This is a genomic window from Chlorogloeopsis fritschii PCC 6912, from assembly GCF_000317285.1.
GTDB lineage: Bacteria > Cyanobacteriota > Cyanobacteriia > Cyanobacteriales > Nostocaceae > Chlorogloeopsis > Chlorogloeopsis fritschii.
In genome coordinates this window covers 70,953-89,704 of sequence record NZ_AJLN01000085.1, presented here as the reverse complement: position 1 = coordinate 89,704, position 18,752 = coordinate 70,953, and the positions used below count along the sequence as shown (strand labels likewise).

General features: G+C 41.1%; 11 protein-coding genes. 10 read left to right on the top strand and 1 reads right to left on the bottom strand.

Translation table 11 applies throughout. The features are described from left to right. The first annotated feature begins 64 nt into the window (after window positions 1-64). The 5 genes from UYC_RS0116760 to UYC_RS0116740 all read left to right on the top strand — a co-directional run bounded on the left by UYC_RS0116760 (window position 65) and on the right by UYC_RS0116740 (window position 8,055). A complete protein-coding gene (locus UYC_RS0116760; RefSeq protein WP_016872448.1) occupies window positions 65-1,453 on the top strand; it encodes a DUF2079 domain-containing protein in 1,389 nt (462 codons plus the stop codon). Between the two features lie 121 nt (window positions 1,454-1,574). Further along, window positions 1,575-2,939 (top strand): DUF2079 domain-containing protein, encoded by a 1,365-nt coding sequence (locus tag UYC_RS0116755; RefSeq protein WP_392408659.1) that lies wholly within the window; start codon window positions 1,575-1,577, stop codon window positions 2,937-2,939. Window positions 2,940-3,018: 79 nt separating this feature from the next. Further along, on the top strand, window positions 3,019-4,464 hold the full coding sequence (locus UYC_RS0116750) for an ArnT family glycosyltransferase (protein WP_016872450.1): 1,446 nt from the start codon (window positions 3,019-3,021) through the stop codon (window positions 4,462-4,464). 317 nt (window positions 4,465-4,781) lie between these two features. Then, on the top strand, window positions 4,782-6,068 hold the full coding sequence (locus tag UYC_RS0116745; protein WP_016872451.1) for a mannosyltransferase family protein: 1,287 nt from the start codon (window positions 4,782-4,784) through the stop codon (window positions 6,066-6,068). Window positions 6,069-7,143: 1,075 nt separating this feature from the next. Continuing rightward, complete coding sequence (locus UYC_RS0116740) at window positions 7,144-8,055, top strand: polysaccharide deacetylase family protein (protein ID WP_016872452.1); 912 nt, start codon at window positions 7,144-7,146, stop codon at window positions 8,053-8,055. Window positions 8,056-8,361: 306 nt separating this feature from the next. Here UYC_RS0116740 and UYC_RS0116735 read toward each other — a convergent pair whose 3' ends face one another. Next, a complete protein-coding gene (locus tag UYC_RS0116735; RefSeq protein ID WP_016872453.1) occupies window positions 8,362-13,083 on the bottom strand; it encodes a glutamate synthase-related protein in 4,722 nt (1,573 codons plus the stop codon). A gap of 757 nt (window positions 13,084-13,840) precedes the next feature. Here UYC_RS0116735 and UYC_RS0116730 point away from each other — a divergent pair. From UYC_RS0116730 to rpsG, 5 genes are all read left to right on the top strand, one after another. After that, a complete protein-coding gene (locus UYC_RS0116730) occupies window positions 13,841-15,949 on the top strand; it encodes a phosphodiester glycosidase family protein (protein ID WP_016879579.1) in 2,109 nt (702 codons plus the stop codon). A gap of 312 nt (window positions 15,950-16,261) precedes the next feature. Next, entirely contained in the window at window positions 16,262-16,681 is a 420-nt protein-coding gene (locus UYC_RS0116725) for a phosphomannose isomerase type II C-terminal cupin domain (protein WP_016872455.1), read from the top strand. Between the two features lie 143 nt (window positions 16,682-16,824). After that, window positions 16,825-17,169, top strand: a complete 345-nt coding sequence (locus tag UYC_RS0116720; protein WP_016872456.1) for a HesB/IscA family protein — start codon at window positions 16,825-16,827, stop codon at window positions 17,167-17,169. Window positions 17,170-17,463: 294 nt separating this feature from the next. Next, on the top strand, window positions 17,464-17,838 hold the full coding sequence (gene rpsL / locus UYC_RS0116715; RefSeq protein ID WP_009456043.1) for a 30S ribosomal protein S12: 375 nt from the start codon (window positions 17,464-17,466) through the stop codon (window positions 17,836-17,838). A 320-nt stretch (window positions 17,839-18,158) separates the two neighbouring features. Continuing rightward, a complete protein-coding gene (rpsG, locus tag UYC_RS0116710) occupies window positions 18,159-18,629 on the top strand; it encodes a 30S ribosomal protein S7 (RefSeq protein WP_016872457.1) in 471 nt (156 codons plus the stop codon). Window positions 18,630-18,752: the final 123 nt, after the last annotated feature.

The window sequence follows — 18,752 nt, the reverse complement described above, 5'->3', positions numbered from 1 at the left end:
AAAAAATAATTGCTTGTAACTGAGGGTGAAAAAACAACTCATAAAACTTCGCATTATTGGTTGGATGATGGGCGTGAGTACCTTAATTATGTTAGGGTGCAGCAGCTTACGGCACGAACTGTTTCAATCATCTGCCTGGGATCTGGGAATTTTCGATCAGGCGATCTACTTAATTAGCCAAGGGCAGTCTCCAATTTCTTCGTTTCTAGGATTTCACATTCTTGGAGATCACGCCGCGATCGTTTTGTATCCACTAGCTTTGCTTTATAAAATTTATCCTACTGTTTATTGGTTGTTGGTTGTACAGGCAATTGCTTTAACATTAGCTGCGCTGTTTATCAATTATCTTGCCCGTCAGGCTGGATTAACGGCGCGGCAAGCAACAACGATCGCAACAGCTTACTTGTTATATCCATTGGTATTTAACATTAATCTCTATGACTTTCACCCAGAAGTAATAGCTCTACCCGCACTCTTCGGAGCAATTTTAGCTGCTCGTCTGAAAAAAATTAGCTGGTTTTGTTTCAGTATTTTCCTCGTGTTGGGATGTAAAGCGGTATTATCCCTGACGGTGGCAGCGATGGGATTTTGGCTGTTGGTATTTGAGAAAAAGCGATTATGTGGTGCGATCGCTCTTTTGAGTGGAATTGCTTGGTTTGCGATCGCTACTAAAGCAATCATTCCTTTTTTTGGTGGCGAAGCCGCTTCAGTAGCACGTCACCTTTCACGCTACAGCCATTTCGGCAACTCTTTCATTGCCATAGCTCAAAATTTACTTCTCCAACCCAATTTAGTACTGGGAAAAATCTTTTCCCTCGCGACTCTAGAATATTTGGCTTTGCTGATTGCACCAGTCTTGTGGGGAATTTCACCTCGATATCTTTTGCCTTTGGTAGGCGCTATTCCCACATTGACTTTAAATATTCTCGCTAATGCTACTCAACAGAGAAATTTAGTTCATCAATATTCTCTACCAATCCTACCTTTTCTCTTCGTTGCTGTGATGCAAGCCTTTGCCAGTCGGTATGCTTGGATACAAAAACCACGGGCAATTATTCTTTGGTCTTTAGTAGCTTTTTTAGCCTTGGGTAAATACGGCTACTTTTGGACAATTTATCTAGATTCTTTGGATACTTGGCAGGCTACACGGAAAGCGATCGCCCTAGTTCAAACCAAAGGAGGTGTTTATACAACTGCTGAAATCGCACCTCATTTAACTCATCGCCCACTAATCAAATTTACAGATGCCAATTCACCACCAGTAGATTTAACAAAATTTGAATACATTCTCTTAAATGTTCGTCATCCAGGCTGGTTGAGTAATGAAGATTTTGCAACCAATTTGGTTAATCAACTCAAACGCACAGAAGTATTTCAACTCAACTACCAGCATGACGACGTTTATTTATTTGTCAAAAACTCTTCTGGTGAAAAGAGTAAAAAATTACTTTAAAACTCTCTATGTCTCCCCATTTTTCCTGAAAACAGAAGATGCGAAGATATGGAGGTACTCATAATGATTGTTACAACTTAGGGTGATAAAACAATTTTTTAAGCTTGGCGCTGTCGGTTGGATGATTGCCATTAGTGCCTTATTGTTCTTTGTATGCAGCAGTACGCGCCATACATTATTTCAGTCAGGCGCTCTCGATCTGGGGATCTACGATCAGGTAGTCTATTTAATCAGCCAAGGAAAGCCACATATCTCTTCTTTTTTAGGCTTTCATCATATGGGTAATCATGCAGCTTGGGCAGTCTATCCCCTAGCTCTACTCTATAAGATTTATCCAAGTGCTTACTGGTTATTAGCTGTGCAAGCTGTTTCCCTAGCTTTGGGTGCTTTGCCTACTTATTATCTTGCCCTTCAAGCAGGGTTAAAGGAAAGCCAAGCAATAGCAATGGCAGGTGTTTACCTGCTGTATCCGTTAGTTTTTAATGTCAATTTGTTTGAGTTTCACCCAGAAGTAATGGCAGTTCCCGTTTTTTTGGGGGTAGTTTTGGCAGCACGGCTAAATAAAGTAGCTTGGTTTTGTGCAGGCACTATCTTTATTTTGGGTTGTAAAGCTGTGTTATCGCTAACAGTGGCGGCAATGGGTTTCTGGCTGTTAGTGTTTGAAAAAAAACGCTTTTGTGGAATATTTGCCTTGATTGCAGGAATAAGTTGGTTTTTGATAACCAGCCAAGTTATTATTCCTGTTTTTAGTAATAATGAGGCAGCAGCAGTAGCACGTTATAGCTATTTAGGCGACTCTGTTTTAGAGATTGCCAGAAATCTAGTCATTAAACCAGAGCTAATTTTGGGGAGAATATTTTCACTCAAGACGCTGGAATATTTGGTGCTTTTAGTTGTACCACTGATTTGGGGGCTTACACCCCAACATCTCACTCCTTTGGTGAGCGCGATGCCGACATTGGTTTTGAATATTCTTTCTGAAAAGCCAGAACAACGCGATTTAATTCACCAGTATTCTCTGCCGATACTGCCTTTTTTGATGATCGCAGTAATCGCCAGTCTAGCTGCTGGTAAAGGATGGTTGCGTACCAAACGGGCAATTATTGTATGGGCGCTTTTAGCTTTTATTGTCCTAGCAAAATATGGCTATTTTTGGTCGCGATATTTAAGAAGTGTTGATAACTGGCAAGCAACCCGTGAAGCGATCGCCCAAGTTCAATCCTTTGGTTCTGTTTTAACCACCCATAGTATTGCCCCCCATTTGAGCCACCGCCAGACAATCCATTTTGTAGATGATATTAGTGGTTTACCTGCGGATATTACTCAATACGATTATATATTGCTCAATGTACGTCACCCAGATGGCACTCGTAACCCAGCGTTTGCTGCTAATTTCGTCAACCAACTTCAAAATAATCAGTTATTTCAACTGCGCTACCAACGCGATGAAGTCTATTTGTTTGTGAAAAATCCTTTAATCAAATGACAGTTATACCTATGAATACATAAATTATCTCTGGTTAAACAAAAATTCAAAAAATTACTAATCTATAATCTGTATCAATATGACCAGATTGAAAAATTTCTTCCATCAATTCATTATTATATTTCTCTTTATTTGTTTTGTACTCGCTATTAGATTTACACCAATTTCGCAAACTTTTGAATTCGATTACGATGAAGGATTTAATCTAATCAAAGCCTTCCTTTACTCGCAAGGCTTTTCTCTCTACACTCAAATTTGGAACGATCAACCGCCTCTTTTCACTGTCCTGTTATCATATTGGTTAAATTTATTTGGTCATTCAATCTTTGCCGCACGTATATTAATACTGATATTTTCCGCAGTATTAATACATTGTTTTTATAAAATTATTAGTACTGAATTAGGAAGATTACCAGCATTAATAGCCACAATTCTATTATTTACTTCTTGGTTATATATTCGTTTGAGTATTTCCGTAATGATTGGTCTTCCTTCCCTATCATTGGCAATGTTGTCGATTTATTTGTTGCATCTGTATCAACAAAATTATCGCAAGTTTTATATCATTTTCTCTGGAATTTCTCTAGCCTTATCTTTACAAACTAAGTTATTTACAATTTTTCTTGTACCTTTAATATTTTTTTATTTATTTAGTTTTAATAGTAAAACTATTGCTAGCATTAATTTCTCAAAACAAAATATTGTCAATGCTGCTTTATGGTTAGCCTCTCTGGGATTAATGTACATTTTAATCGGCATATTATTCCAGCAATTTTGGAACTACGAACAATTAATTATTACTCATCTTAATCAACCTCAAAATTCCAAAATAGAAAATTTTAATAATCAAGAATATCTTCGTTATATGATAAGTCAAGATTATGATTATATATTTCTAGCTTGTGTTGGAATTGGGGCAATTTTTTCTAAAAAATACAGAAACGGAATATTTCCTCTTGCTTGGCTAATAACGTCTGTACTAATTTTACTAAATCATCAACCACTTTGGTATCACTATTACCCTTTACTTGCTATTCCTATCTGTTGGCTAGCTGCCTATGGAGTGGCATTCTTAATTGATTCATTTTTCAAAAAAAAGTTAATTAACGCTAAACAGCTTATTATTCCTTCCTTATTAGTTGTAATCCTGATAGGTTTGGTGATTGCAACTCCTCCCAATCCAAAAGGAAGCGTCCCCAAAAATGCGGAGCTTATGCAACAGGTTTTGAAATATAAAGATGCCACAAACTGGATTTTTACGGATCATCCTATATATGCTTTTTATGCTAAATTACGCGTTCCCCCTGAAATAGCCGTGATGTCATATAAAAGGCTCAACTCTGGAGAACTTACATCCCCAGAAATACTTGCTGTTTTACAAAACTATCGTCCTGAGCAAATTGTTCTGAGCAGGTGGACTTCTCAACTGAAGAGTGATAATAAATTTATGGCTTATATTAACGATAATTACTCAAAAACTTACACAAACGAAATAGGTAGTGAGGAACATTATATTTTGAAGTAAGTCTGTTATTTAAGAGTACAGGAAAACTGTTTTTATTTTGAAGACTATTAATACACTCACAGATGAATATGGCTACTACTAATAAGTCTAGTCATTTTCCTTTTTTGTAAAATTGTGTATAACAAGACTGCTAACTTAAATAAAAATATTTAGGCTAATATTAATGGTATTTAAATATTAACTACTGAATACATAAATTACTTTCAGTTAGTTACTTGCTTGGGAAAGGAGTGAAATGCATAAATTATTACCAAGAAATTTTAGTGTCATAGCTATAAGCATAAGAATAACTTCAAAGGTATAAAATACTTAGGCTTATGGCTCAAGTTCAGATATTTATCAAAAAAGTTTTATGGAAAGATGATTTCCTATTTCCAGCAGCAATCTGGCTAATAAGCAGAATATTTATCTGGGCTGTCATGTTGCTAGTTGCGCCACATCTACCCCAACCTCCACAAGGAATTGTACCCAGCTTTGGCTGGGGGGTATTTGATGCTTGGGATAGTGTACGTTATCGCAGTATTGTGACTTCCGGCTATGAATTCATTAATAATGGGCAGCAATACAATATTGCTTTCTTTCCCCTATTTCCCTTAATTATTCGGGGTTTGATGAACTTTGGGTTGCCATTTGCAGTTGCAGGAGTGCTAGTAAACAACTTGGCATTTCTGGCAACGCTTTACTGCCTGTACTTTTGGGTTCAAGAACAACTTGGCACAAACGAGGCAAGGTGGGCAATTGCTGTAGTGGTTTGGTGCCCTCTATCCCTATTCGGGACTGTAATTTACACCGAAGGATTGTATTTATATTTGAGTACGGCTGCTTTGTATGCTTTTGATCGCAAGCAGTACGGTTGGGTTGCCTTTTGGGGTTCCCTGGCAACTGCAACACGCCCGACGGGGATGGCACTGATTCCAGCTTTTTTAATAGCAGCTTGGAAAGAAAAGCGATCGTCAACTGCATATCTTGCTGCTTGTGCTAGTGCGATCGGTTTGCTTTTATTTAGTCTCTATTGTGCAATTAATTTTGCCGATCCAATCGCATTTATTCATGCCCAGCGAGGATGGCGCCCTTCATTTGGATTTGATTGGCGGGGTTGGTTAAATATGCTGTTGGAATTAGCAGCAGGTACATCAGATTGGCAAAATATTCAGCTCAAAAACCTACTGCATTTGCTGTTGTTTGGCGTCATTGTCGCTAGCGGCTGTATTTTATGGGGCAAACGCAAACAATTGTCCAATACCAAAATAGTTTACTGTTTTTACGCTGTAGTTACATTTTTATTAATACTGGCTGATAGGCAATTTATTAATAACTTACTTAATGTGACTATGGTTTTAGGAGGTGGTTATTTTTTATGGCACTTACGCAAACGCCTAACCCCTGTTACTACCTGCTACGGCTTTTGCGGTATAGCTTTACTGCTAGCCTCCGGTGGTACGATATCTCTGAGTCGTCTAGCCTACGGTATTGTACCCCTGAACTTAGCTTTGGGTATTCGCTTGGTAGGTTATCCTCGTCTAGGTTTACTAATTTTGGGCTTGTTTTCCGTTCTACTTGCTAGGCTAGCGATCGGCTTTGCTCAAAATCTCTGGGTAGGGTAGAGGAATCTAACCAAAAAGACTATTCAGCCTCGTTTTAGGGCTGGTTTCTGATTTCATTTGAAAATCTAGCAATAAAAAATCTTTACTAATCCATATTGCTTTTTGTAATGTACAGAGTTTACAACATCTAATTGTAGATAAAGAAATTTGAATATATAAATCAAATGTGAAAATTGCTTCAATAAATTTTATAAATTATGTATATAATTTTACTTTTAAAGCAAATGTCAAATGCTTGAATAAAGTAACAACCCAATTAAATAGAGTTGCCGATCAAATACAGAATGTTCAGAACTTACGCAAAATAGCTCTCTAACTCTTATGTCTCCTTGCTCGAAACAGTTCTATTTGTTCGTGACTAGTGCGTAAGTCCTAATATTTTTTAAGTATTTGCACTGTTGTCATATGTATTAACATTGAATATGTATTATGTAAAAGATAATAGCTTATTTGCGCTTAAAAGCTTTCTTTGGAACTAGTGGAAATTTCGACTAGTCTGCATATACTTAAATTAACTAGCAAAAACTCAGTATTAAAACTGCTGCTTCATCAATAGCCTTGTCTAACAGAGCTATTAATAATATGGAATTTCAGTAGTTTGCCCAAGAGTATATCTAAAGCCAATCTTTTACTGTCGCTGAAGAAACTATTTTGACTGATTGGCGTCTACCTGCTTCAGGTAAGTTTGGTTGCAACAGTAATTTATAAACTTAACATTTGTTTTCAAGGTAGCGCTCTAGTTCCGCAGTAGAATATAATTTGTCAAGCGAGGAGAATTAATATTTTATATTTAAAAAGCCTAACAATTGTACGCATAAATATTGTGTTGTGCACCTATAGCTTTATTGACTTTTACTAATAGTTAACTTTGATAGGTAAGGTAAATCAAGCTGCTATTAAAGCTGTGATTTTATATTTATAATAAGCAAATTTCTGTGAGTCTATATTGCAATTTACGAGATACACAGAATTTTATTTGTATCTAAATATTATCTGAATAAATTATCTGAGAAATTGTTCTAGAAACTATTATCAGCAGGCTAACCGATGCTTAAATTTGCCAAGGAGCTGTGATGTGGAAAATAATAAATCGTTTTTCTGGCCGCAAGGAATATTACTTGCACTTATAGCCTTAGGTGGCAGCTTGAGCCTTGGCTTGATCGTGCCTATGAGTCTCAATAATTTTAATACTGAGACAACCAGTGCAGTGAATTTGAAGGATATCGAAATCAAAGGAGGAACTCAGCAGCGCCTCAATCAATTCAAGTTAGCAATGTTGACGAGTTGGCAACAACAAGCAAAAGTAAAAGGCTTATCCTACAATATCCCAGCACGCTTTCAAGGAGTAATAGTTAATCAAGCCAAACTTCCTCCAAACCAGAAAGTAATTGCTCTTACCTTTGATGATGGGCCTTGGCCTGAGTATACTGCAAAAGTGCTGAATATACTTAGAGAAAATAATATCAAAGCCACATTTTTTGTTGTGGGCCAAATGTTAAGAAATTACCCCGAATTAGGCAAGCAAATTGTGGCTGAAGGTCATGTTATTGGTAACCACACTTGGCATCATTGGTATCACTTTTTTAATCAACAAGCAGCTGCTTTTGAAATTGACCGTACATCAGATTTAATTTATGAACTAACAGGAGCGAAAACAACTTTGTTTCGACCTCCTGGTGGAATGCTGCATAATGGTTTGGCTGCATATGCTAAAGGTAAAAAGTATACTGTAGTAATGTGGTCAGCCGATCCCGTAGACTACAAAAGCCCTTCTGCGTCTGTTTTGACTAATAAAGTGCTAAAACAGGGATCGCCTGGCGGTATTGTGCTAATGCACGATGGTGGCGGTAATCGCTCCCATACTGTGACAGCATTACCACAAATTATTAGTAAATTTAAGCAGCAAGGTTATCGGTTTGTTACTGTTCCAGAACTCTTTGAATTGCAAGAAAAAAACGAAAAGATGATTGCAAATATAAAGAAATAACGGCGTTGCTGATTTAGGCTATGAAAATAATTTTTCTAATGCCAAAACCCCTGCCCAGACGCAATATATCGCGTCTCTACACATCAAATTCATACCGCGATTCAGTAACGCCGAAATAACAATCCATTATTAGTAATTGCTAATTAACTAGAGTAGTTTGGAGAAACAAGTCCCCAACTTCTCAAAGAAGTTGGGGATCTGTGGGTTTAAGTATCCATTTTTGAAGTTAATGCAAAAATTTAACTGAAAAGATATAAAGCAAAATACAGAAGGAAACACTTCTGCATTTTGCCTTTTTCCTCACAATTAAACCGGGCTTAACTGCTTTTCTTGTTGAGAATTGGCTTCTGGGCTATCAGCTTCAGAAGGTGGAACCAGTTGCCAGAACTTGGGTAAGAACTCTTGCCAGTTTTCTAGAATTCTCTTCGCTTTCGCAGAGCCAGTTCGCTGTGCGTGAGCCGCGATTAAATCTTTCAGTTGCTTTTCGCCTGCGGCTGTAACTACTCGCTGAAGTGTGACAATTTCCCGATTAACCAAATCAGGGAAATTACCATCTTCATCTAAGAAGTAACCAATTCCACCAGTCATGCCAGCGCCTACATTGCGCCCGACTTTGCCGAGAACGACAACTACGCCACCAGTCATGTACTCACAGCAATGATCGCCTGCTCCTTCAATTACCGCCGTACCTTTAGAGTTACGCACGGCAAAGCGTTCTCCGGCTAAACCATTGGCAAATAAAACGCCACCAGTTGCACCGTAGAGGCAGGTATTGCCAACGATCACGTTTTGTGATGGATCGTAGGTAGCATCCACAGGCGGCTTAATAATAATTTCACCACCGTTCATACCCTTACCTACGTAGTCGTTTGCTTCTCCTTCTAGGGTAAGAATCATGCTAGGCAGGTTGAAAGCTCCAAAGCTTTGTCCAACACTACCTTTGAAGTTCAGGTTAATTTGCCCTTCAAAGCCATTGTCACCATATTGGGAAGCGATCGCTCCTGCTATGCGTGTGCCAATTGTTCTGTCGGTATTGACAACTGTCACCGTCTTAGTTACAGCTGACTGGTTTGTGATCGCTGCTTTGATGTCAGAATCGGCAAGCAACTGATCATCTAAAACAAAGCCGTTGCTGTGAACTTCTTCATGTGCCAACCAACTGCGGTTTTCTCTGGTATCTGGCAACTGAAGTATGCAATCGAGATTCAATGATTGGGTTTTGGTAAGCTTTGCCTCTGCTCGTGTTTTCAATAAGTCGGCACGTCCAACTACTTCTGATAGCGAACGGTAACCCAAATGTGCCAATAAACTACGCACTTCTTCGGCAACAAAATAGAAGAAATTCACAACGTGTTCCGGTATGCCCGTGAAGCGCTTGCGTAAGTCTTCTCTTTGAGAAGCAACACCGACAGGACAGTTATTGGTGTGGCAGATCCGCGCCATGATACAACCTTCGGCAATCATGGCAATCGAGCCAAAGCCGAATTCTTCTGCTCCCATCAATGCGCCCATTAGCACATCCCAACCACTCTTGATGCCACCATCCACGCGCAAAATAACGCGATCGCGCAGGCTATTTTCCATCAAGACACGATGCACTTCAGTTAAACCGAGTTCCCACGGTGAACCTGCGTGCTTAATCGAACTCAAAGGTGAGGCACCCGTGCCGCCATCATGTCCAGAAATTTGGATGATATCAGCATTGGCTTTTGCTACACCTGCCGCGATCGTACCGATGCCGATTTCAGCAACTAACTTCACCGACACCTGTGCTTTCGGGTTAATTTGGTGTAAGTCAAAAATTAGCTGTGCTAAGTCTTCAATCGAATAGATGTCATGGTGAGGTGGCGGCGAAATCAAGGTGACACCGGGTTTTGAGCGCCGCAACATGGCAATATAAGGACTAACTTTTTTACCTGGTAGTTGTCCGCCTTCCCCTGGTTTTGCACCTTGAGCAATTTTAATTTCTATTTGCTTGGCGCTCATCAGATACTCTGGCGTCACACCAAAGCGCCCTGATGCTACTTGCTTGATAGCGCTAGAAGCAGTATCGCCATTTCGCAATCCTTTCAGGTGAGATAGGGTGGGCGAGTGCCCATTTTCATCTACATCATCCAAGATAGTAAAACGTACTGGATCTTCTCCGCCTTCGCCAGAGTTGGATTTACCACCGATGCGGTTCATGGCAATAGCCAAGGTTTCATGAGCTTCCCGCGACAAAGCACCCAAAGACATACCGCCTGTGCAGAAGCGCTTGACAATTTCGCTTACCGATTCGACTTCTTCGATGGGGATGCTGGGGCGATCGCTTTGGAAGTCCAACAAATCTCGCAGCGCAGTTATCGGTCTATCTTGCAAGTACTTCTTGTAAACTGCATAGTGATCGTAATTGTTGCCATCAACTGCCTTATGCAGTGCTTTTGCCAGTTCGGGGCTGTTCATGTGGTATTCACCACCGGGGCGATACTGCACAAAGCCCAGGTTTTCTAGCTTTTTCAGGTTTAGTTCTGGGAAAGCTTTGCTGTGAATACACAATACTTCTTGTGCCAACTCGCTCACACTCAAACCGCCAACGCGGGAAGTTGTGCCCAAAAATCCTAGTTCTAGTAAATCCTTGCCGATGCCGATCGCTTCAAAGATTTGCGCGGCTTGATAGCTAGAAAGCAGCGAAATACCCATCTTGGAGAGAATTTTTAGCAAACCACCCTCTACTGCCTGACGATAGTTGCCGATCGCTTGCTCTAGGGTGAGGGTAGTAATTTTACCCCGTTCCATAAACTGTTGCGTCTTTGGATCTGTCCACCAATCAAGCACCGTCTCTAGAGCCATATACGGGCAAACGGCAGCAGCGCCGTAACCAATCAAACAAGCAAAGTGATGGGTACTCCAACATTGAGCTGTATCAACTACCAGAGATGCTTTTGTCCGCAACCCTTGGCGAATTAGGTAATGATGTACCGCACCTACCGCCAACAGAGGAGGAATGTAGCTGTTTTCTGTACTGATACCTGCACCAGCGCGATCGCTAAGAATTAAAATTTTTGCACCCGCCCGTACTGATTCGGCAGCTTGTGCTTGCAATCTCTCGACAGCGGCTTGCAAACCTTCCGGCCCAGATGCTATTTCAAATAGTGTTGGCAACTCAGCCGTTGCAAAGCCAGATGTCTTAATAGCTTCTAGTTCCGCCTCCGTCAGTACTGGAGAATCCAGTTTTAGTCTCCGAGCATAATCTGGCTTAACATCTAATAAGTTGCCTTTTTCACCCAGTTCCACTTTCAAAGACATCACCAATTTTTCCCGCAAGGGGTCAATTGCCGGGTTTGTGACTTGAGCAAAGCGCTGTTTGAAATAGTCGTAAAGTAGGTGCGGTTTTTCTGACAGGATTGCTAAGGGAATATCATCACCCATGCAAAAAGTTGCCTCTTTACCTTCCATCGCCATTGGCTGAATCACCATTTCCACATCTTCTGTGGTGTAGCCAAAGGCTACTTGTTGGCGTAGCAGAGTTTGTCTGTCACTGCTATTGGTTGTCTGGAGTCCTTTACCGTTGTCATTGGTTATTAGTCCATTCCCATTAGTCATCTTTCCTTTGCCATTTGCTAATGACGAAGGACTACTGACTAAGGACTTAATTTCTTGGCGGTGCTGTCGCAACCACTCCCCATAAGGATGCTTTTTCGCAATGCGCTGCTTAATCTCCCAATTTTTCAGCACCTCATGAGTTTCCAAATCCACGGCAATCATTTGCCCTGGCCCTAGTCTGCCTTTTTCAATAATATTGGCTTCCGGCAATTGCACTACACCCGCTTCTGAAGCAACAATGATGTAATCATCTTTGGTGATGCAGTAACGAGCTGGTCTTAAACCATTGCGATCTAGGGTTGCTCCTACTTTCAATCCATCGCCGAATACCAAAAGTGCAGGGCCGTCCCACGCTTCTTGCAAACCGCTATAGTATTCGTAGAAATCAATAATTTCTGGGTAGTTACGCAATTCCGGCTGGTTTTGATAAGCTTCTGGAACCATAATCATTAAGGCTTCCAATGGGCTACGTCCGGAACGTACCAGTAACTCAAATACGTTATCTAAAGTAGCGGAGTCACTATTGTCAATATGGACGAAAGGCTTGAATTCTTGAATGCGATCGCCCCAAACTGGATGTTCTAAACTTGCTTCTCGTGCCGTCATCCAGTTGATATTACCCAATAAGGTATTGATTTCGCCGTTATGCCCCAACAATCGCATTGGTTGTGCCAAAGGCCATTTGGGCATCGTGTTGGTACTAAAGCGGCGATGATATACAGCAAAGGCACTCTTATAAGCTGGATTTTGTAAATCGCGATAAAACTCTCCCAAGACTGCCGAGCGCACCATGCCTTTGTAAACAATTGTGCGGCTAGACAGAGAACAAACATATAGTTCTTCTGACCAATCTTGACTTAAAGCGCGGATGGCTTTAAAGATTCTACGGCGGGTAATATACAGTTGCCGCTCAAGTTCGTCACCGCTTTTATCTTGTGAGGCAACGAAAACTTGTTCAATTTGGGGCTGATTGTCTCTCGCTTGTATCCCCAGTAAATTTGGCTGCACAGGTACTACTCGCCAACCTAATACAGTCAACTTTTCCTCAGCCGCTACTTTTTCAATTGTTGCTTTCGCTGTTTGCGCTGCTTGTGGATTTTGCGGTAAGAAAATCATTCCGACAGCAATGTTGCTGCTCACGGGCAGTTGTATTCCTCGTGCAGCAAAATCTTGTTGAAACAACTCCCAGGGAATCGCGGTTAAAATTCCCGCGCCATCACCAGAGTCTTGATCGGCACTACAACCACCTCGGTGTTCCAAACACGTCAAAGCTGAAAGAGCTTTGGCAACAATTTCGTGACTGGCATGATTTTGGCGATGGGCAATAAAACCCACACCACAGGCATCTCTTTCTTCTACTAGCCACCTTTGCCCTGGATAAATAGAATTTGAGGAATCATCTGCAAGTCTGATTTTCTGGTCTTGAGGCATCGGTTTTTTATTCATACACTATCCCTGTCAGCTTGAGTAAAGAATTTTGTCACTAAGTAGTGAGTAAATTTCTAAGTGAACGAAATTGAAAGCACGGAATAACGGAAATTTTAGGGAAAAAAAATTTTAACTTCGGTTTTTTGATTAAGACCGTGTTAAAATCATGGATTTATTTTTATGTATTTATCCTGAGTTCTGTTCGCGCTTGTTCCAAGAGTGTTTTATTTATATCTTGAGGCTATGTAATTTCTCAATTTTCTTTTTCCAAACCCAAATAAAATTCCAGGCTATGATGATTTTTGCTTTACCTGAAACAAAAATCCTATTTGAAACTTCTGTATCTTTTAGGAAACTAAAATTATTCCGAACCCACGCAAAAATCAGCGTATTACACTATATGCCCATTTGACAATTCCTAAAAAATTTCTCTCGGTTACTCTCTAGATTTTTACTGTCTAGTTTGTGTCACCTTTTTTGCTACAAGTTAAACTTCATCTAAGTAGCAAATATCAGGTAATATGTGGCTTGTCGGAACTCAACGTGATTTTAGGTTGGAAATTGCTGCAATAGTTGATTTAACGCTAGTGTGATTTAGCACACTCAATAGCTGTTTTAATCGTGGTAGCATTACTTGTTTGGTTCAACAGGATACAGAAATCCAATATATACATTATCACGTTAGTGTTCACAACTCTGGTCATTATTTTTTGACATTTAGCAAAGTCGTTAGTTTGTGCAATAGTTGGGAGTTATAAAAAATACTTAGCTACTTATGGTAAAAATGCCGAATTTTTGCCGACAATACCGCAGTGCTATTGAAGAAAAGAGCAATAGCAGATTTTTCAAGGTTTTAGTGTCGCCAGTAATTTTTTCAGTACTGTGTTTAACAGCTACTTATGATTCTGCAATTGCCCGTACCAGTTATGACCGTGTTATCCCCAACACATCCCCAGCTTCTCAAGAACAGAAATTAGGGGTTAGGGTTGCACAATCCTCAACTGGTGTGAAGCAAATACCAGGATCAAGTCCAAGACCGCCTGCACCTCCTGTGAAAACAGGGGTAATATCCTATGGTAATCAAATTTCTCTCAATGGTCGAATCTCATCCGGGGGATGGTTGCAGCGACGCACCTCAAAAGGTCAAGTCACCACTCTCCTTAGCGATGGCGCACTCAGGCAATTAATTGGGGTAGATTTGTTAGATACCAGCCAGCCAGCCAGACAGCCAATCCAGTGGTATTCCTCTCATGCCAAGCCCCAGATTTTAGGCAGCTTGTTGGCAGGGGGTTACCGTTATTTAGACATTAGCCGTTTTGCAAACACCTTTGGATGGCAGATGCAAGTTCAAGGTAAAACCTTGGTACTTTCCATGCCCAGTGCAAAAATTACAAATATTAATCAAGGAAAGCATGAGTTTGGCGATCGCATCGTTCTCAACTTAGATCGTCCGGCTCCTTGGCAAATTGCTCAAGGGTTACCAGTCAAGCCAAATCAACCTTTATCCGACGATCCGAATAGCCCAGCGATTACACCTTCCTCTCCCACTACCAGAGAGTGGAGAATTACTCTAGATGGAATTGCCGATCCAAGTTTAATTCAGCGCTATGCCCCTCCTCCACCTGTTCCCTTATCACCTCCAGACAACCAATCAAAGCAACAGACGCAGGAGAATGAGCAAGAACCACTTCAGCCACCAGCACCCCCTCCACTCATCAAGCAAGTACAGGTAGTCAACAATCAAACGATTGTTAGTTTGGAAGTTCCCTTGGGTTTAGCTCCTTTGGTTAGCACTTTACCTAACCCAAATCGCCTAGTCATTGACATTCGACCAGATGCACTTTTACAACGTTCAATTAGTTGGGCACCAGGATTGCGCTGGCAACAGCAATTTGTCAAATTAGGTCAAGAACGCTTTCCTATTGTCTGGTTAGATGTTAATCCTCGCACCGTCGGGTTAAAACTCAAACCAATTGTGACAAACTCCGATACCCTTGTCGGCACTGCTCCTTTAATTCAAACAGCTCAAAAGTATGTAGCAGTAGCAGCAATCAATGGTGGTTATTTTAATCGCAATAACAAATTACCTTTGGGTGCGATTCGTCGGGATAATCAGTGGTTGTCTAGCCCAATTTTGAACCGAGGAGCGATCGCCTGGAATGATTCTGGACAATTTTATATGGGTCGTCTGGCTGTGCAAGAATCTTTAATCGGCTTAAATAATCTGCGATTGCCGATTTTGACTCTCAACAGTGGCTACGTCCAAAGTGGCATTGCCCGTTACACTCCAGCTTGGGGAGCAAATTACATTCCTCTGACAGACAACGAAATTATTATTGTTGTTCAAAAAAACCAAGTTACAAGTCAGTTACCAAGTCTCAAAGCAGGGCAAACTGCTATTCCTATTCCTCAAGATGGATATCTGCTTGCTTTACGCGGCACTAGTGTTAGTAATGCCCCTGTTTTGCCTATTGGCTCTTCAGTGCGGATAGAAAGTTTGACTTCTCCTGCTGAATTTAGCCGTTATCCCTATATCCTGGGAGCAGGCCCGCTGCTCCTGCAAAATCGCCAAGTAGTACTAGATGCCAAAGGCGAAAATTTTAGCAACGCCTTTATAGCCCAAAAAGCTGTTCGTAGTGCTATCTGTACAACTGCAACAGGGAATCTCATTATTGCCGCCGTGCATAATCGTGTCGGTGGTGCTGGCCCTACTTTGGCAGAACACGCACAACTAATGCAGCAAATGGGATGTGTGGATGCATTGAATTTAGACGGTGGAAGTTCTACCAGTCTTTATTTGGGAGGACAACTTCTTGACCGTTTTCCCAACACAGCAGCTCGCGTCCACAATGGTATAGGAATTTTCTTGCAACCCCGTCGATAAGAGGACACGGAAGGGGACAAGGAGATAAGCAGAGTCAGAGCAATTGTAGAGACGCGATTAATCGCGTCTCTAGCAACCAATGACTAATGACTAACCCCTCTTTTTTAAAGCCCAGTAAAAAGTTTAATTTTCCTTAATTAAAGACTTGGTATAGATACACTAATTCAATGAGTTATATATGACACCTTCACCTGTGATTTTGCTATCTTGGCATAGGATGTATGACTGAGTTTTTAGGTTGGCAACATAGCACCATATTTATTCATCAATATCTTAAGAGCACCAAAATTTTTTATGTCTCAGGAAGTTACTATGGCTCATTATCAAGACACAACGCACGCTAATGCACTAACATTACCTCCAAGCGTTACTCCTAGAGGTGTTGCTGCAACTGAGTTGCGTCCTTGGGGTTCTTTTACAGTTTTAGAAGAAGGGCGCGGATACAAAATCAAGCGTATCGAAGTTAAACCTGGACATCGTCTTAGTCTCCAAATGCATCACCATCGCAGCGAACACTGGATCGTAGTGTCTGGTACAGCTAGGGTAATTTGCGGCGAGCAGGAAGTGCTGTTGAGTAACAATCAGTCCACATACGTACCCCAGTGTACGCCTCATCGTTTAGAGAATCCTGGTGTCATACCCTTGGTTTTGATTGAAGTACAAAACGGAGAATATTTGGGAGAAGATGATATTATCCGTTTCCAAGACGACTATGCTCGTACTGATGGTTAGATTCCGTACAATCAATTCGTTGTTGCTAGGCATAGCTGCTCGAATAAAAGCAAAATAAATACATTTAAATCAGAAGCGTTATCTGTTGACCTTAGCCTGTAAGATTTGAGGATGAGGTCTTTAATTATTGTCTGACAAATGTGATGATTAATTTGACTCAAGCAGCCACCAGCGAGATTCAAAGATTGCGGTCTAAGCAGCAGTCAAATCTTTTGTTTCGATTGGCAGTTAAACCCGGTGGTTGTTCCGGGTGGTATTATGATATGTCCTTTGATGAAACAGTAAAACCAGGCGATCGTACCTTTGAGTGTCATGGTATTTCAGTGATCGTAGATGCCGAAAGCTGGAATTATTTAAACGGTCTAACCTTGGATTATTCAGAGGATTTGATGGGCGGTGGCTTTCGCTTCCACAACCCCCAAGCAAGTGCTACCTGTGGTTGTGGTAATTCTTTTTCTATTAGTCAAGAGTTAGTAGTTGGTGGTTAGTAGGGGCGGGTTTTGCTGATAATCTTGCCTTTCAAATCGGGAATTTATCTTCTAAACCCACACGGCAGTCGCACTCGACGCGCTTAACCCGACGCCAGGTGCTACAAGTCGGCAGAGCGCAAGGGCGCACTGGCTCCGCAACGCGCTGCCTCCCGTACAGTGGTTAATGGTTAGTAGTTAATCACTATCTACCAACTACCAAAACAAAATAATTGACACAAAACCACTAAAAAAGATATAATCAGGATTTGTTGTTAAAACTTAGACTAGAAGCAGCTTCAGGCGCTGTAACTCATGCCAACAATACAGCAGCTAATACGTAACGAACGCGAAAAAGCGCGTCAGAAAACCAAGTCCCCAGCTCTGAAGCAATGCCCGCAACGTCGGGGAGTTTGCACCAGAGTATACACGACCACGCCGAAAAAACCTAACTCGGCTCTGCGCAAAGTAGCAAGGGTCAGGCTAACTTCTGGATTTGAAGTTACAGCTTATATTCCAGGAATTGGTCATAACTTGCAAGAACATTCTGTTGTGATGATTCGTGGCGGTCGGGTTAAGGACTTACCAGGCGTGAGATACCACATTATTCGTGGCACATTAGATACAGCCGGAGTCAAAGACCGCAAGCAAGGTCGTTCCAAATATGGAACCAAGCGTCCCAAACAATAGAGAATCAGCGCGATTAATCGCGCTGGTACTTAACTTCTTTGAATCTCACTCCTTTCAGGTATGAGATTGTCTAAAAAATCAAGTTAAATTAGTAAAGCCTCAACCTACACCTATGCATTTGCTAGTAAGTGTAGGAATTCTTTAGAATGCAGTTAGCGACAGCGGCATTTTAAGTTAACTATTAAGGTATATAATATTGTCGCCTTGTATGTTCTAGTTGAGGGCAGCAAGTAAATGGGTCAGCATCGCTGCAATTGTAGTGTAAAAGCTGTCCAGACACATAATTCATCTAGTAGCTAAATTCCAATTAAGGTTGAAGTATGTCTCGTCGTGGTGTTGTTCAAAAGCGCCCTGTTCCGGCTGACTCAGTTTATAACAGTCGTTTAGTCAGCATGATGATCCGTCGCGTGATGCGTCATGGCAAAAAATCCCTTGCCGCACGGATTGTCTATGACGCAATGAAAAGTATCGAGGAACGCACTGGTAATGATCCATTGGAAACGTTTGAAAGAGCTGTGCGCAATGCAACGCCTTTAGTAGAAGTAAAAGCTCGTCGGGTTGGTGGTGCTACTTACCAGGTACCTATGGAAGTGCGTTCTGAGAGAGGTACAACCTTGGCACTGCGTTGGCTAGTACAGTTTTCTCGGCAACGCTCAGGTCGGACAATGGCTGGCAAATTGGCTCAAGAATTGATGGACGCTGCCAACGAGACTGGAAATGCAATTCGTAAGCGTGAAGAGACGCACCGGATGGCAGAAGCTAATAAAGCTTTTGCACACTATCGTTACTAAATCAAGCCGTAATGTATCGCCTCTTCCCAGCGGCGGTATACGCTATCATTCTGAAATTTACAAAAAAAAATGACGGTTTACCGAAAAGGATAGAATCTTAACAAAGTGTAATATACAAGATAT